The sequence below is a fragment of the Proteiniphilum sp. UBA5463 genome, from assembly GCF_002427225.1.
GTDB lineage: Bacteria > Bacteroidota > Bacteroidia > Bacteroidales > Dysgonomonadaceae > Proteiniphilum > Proteiniphilum propionicum.
The window spans coordinates 28,026-29,784 of record NZ_DIQL01000043.1 but is presented as its reverse complement, the minus strand read 5'-3'; the positions used below and the strand labels follow the sequence as shown (position 1 = coordinate 29,784).

Here is a 1,759-nt window from a genome sequence, read left to right as displayed (position 1 = left end):
CCTGAAAGAGACGACCTGGGCATCGGAGGCTGCTGGAACATGGGTGTACATCACACAAAATGCGGAAAGTTTGCCGTGCAGTTAGACAGCGACGATGTGTACAGCGGAGAGGACACGCTACAGAAAATTGTAAATGCTTTCTACGAACAGAACTGCGCCATGGTGGTAGGGACCTATCAGATGACCGACTTCCATATGGAAGAGATACCGCCGGGGATCATCGACCACCGCGAGTGGACTCCCGAAAACGGAAGGAACAACGCGCTTCGCATAAACGGGCTTGGGGCGCCACGGGCTTTCTATACGCCGGTACTGCGAGAAATCAAGGTGCCCAACACCAGCTACGGAGAGGATTACGCACTCGGGCTCAACATTTCACGTCGTTATCAGATAGGACGCATTTATGATATATTGTACCTTTGCCGCCGCTGGGAGGATAACAGCGACGCTTCGCTGGACATTGTGAAAATGAATGCACATAACCTTTACAAAGACAAAATAAGGACATGGGAGCTACAGGCCAGAAAAAATCGCAAATAAAGGAACCGTTTATTCACGTCGGCATTTTACTGGAACAGCCGAAGATCAACTTTTCGCTGTTGACAGCCTATAAATTTAACGGAAAAGAATACACGCCAGGCGACTACTCGGTAGAGTTTTCGGATGGAAAGATTCTCTTCAATGGTCAATTATACGATGATATTTCTTTCGAAGCAGATCGTCCGCACAAAGATAGTTTTGAACTTAAAAATGTGATTATCGGTGTTAATTTCCACTGGGAACAAAAAGAAAATCAGAGCTTTATTGGTGGATTAAAATTCATTACAGAGAACAGTGCGGTCTCTGCAATCAACATTGTTTCACTGGAAGATTATCTCACGAGCGTTATTTCGTCAGAAATGAGTGCCACCAGCTCGGAAGAGTTGCTGAAGGCACATGCGGTAATTTCCCGGAGCTGGCTTCTGGCACAGATTCAGAAGAATAAGTTGATCAGGAAAGATTACAGTACCTCGTTCGTTAGATCTACCGAAATCGTCCGATGGTACGACCGTGAAGACCATGCCAATTTCGATGTTTGTGCAGATGACCATTGTCAGCGTTATCAAGGAGTTACTAAACAATCGACGCCGTTGGTGAAGCAAGTTGTCGAGCAAACACGTGGCGAAGTGCTCACATTTAACGGGACAATTTGCGATGCCCGCTTCTCGAAATGTTGCGGAGGGGTGACGGAGACATTTGAAAATGTATGGGAACCGGTCATCCACCCCTACCTGCAGGCTAAACCAGATAGTGAAGCAGGGGCACTTCCCGCGGATCTCACCGGTGAAGAGAGTGCCGAAAAATGGATACGCACCTCTCCCCCAGCCTATTGTAACACGCAGAATGCGAAAGTACTGAAACAGGTTTTAAACGACTACGACCAGGAAACCTCCGACTTTTACCGTTGGAAGGTGGACTATTCTCAACATGAATTGGCAAATCTTATCAGAGAACGGTCAGGTATCGATTTTGGAGAGATTATCGATATGCAGCCACTCGAAAGGGGCACATCGGGCCGTATTATCCGGCTGAAGATTATCGGTACAAAACGGGTTATGACCATCGGCAAAGAGCTCGAAATAAGGCGTACACTTTCAAGATCGCACCTCTACAGCTCTGCCTTCGTGGTGGATGCCTATGATGAAAACAATGAGGGAGTGCCGCAACTGTTCACACTCACAGGGGCCGGATGGGGACACGGTGTGGGATTGTGCCAGAT

At 47.6% G+C, this 1,759-nt stretch carries 1 protein-coding gene and 1 pseudogene; both read left to right on the top strand.

Annotated elements, in window-relative coordinates; translation table 11 throughout:
* Nucleotides 1-540 (top strand): annotated as a pseudogene (locus B3B27_RS07295) (glycosyltransferase family 2 protein); the annotation flags it as partial.
* Nucleotides 537-1,759 (top strand): SpoIID/LytB domain-containing protein (locus B3B27_RS07290; RefSeq protein WP_286847203.1); only part of this gene is annotated, 1,223 nt, incomplete at its 3' end. The pseudogene B3B27_RS07295 and the gene B3B27_RS07290, both read left to right, overlap by 4 nt.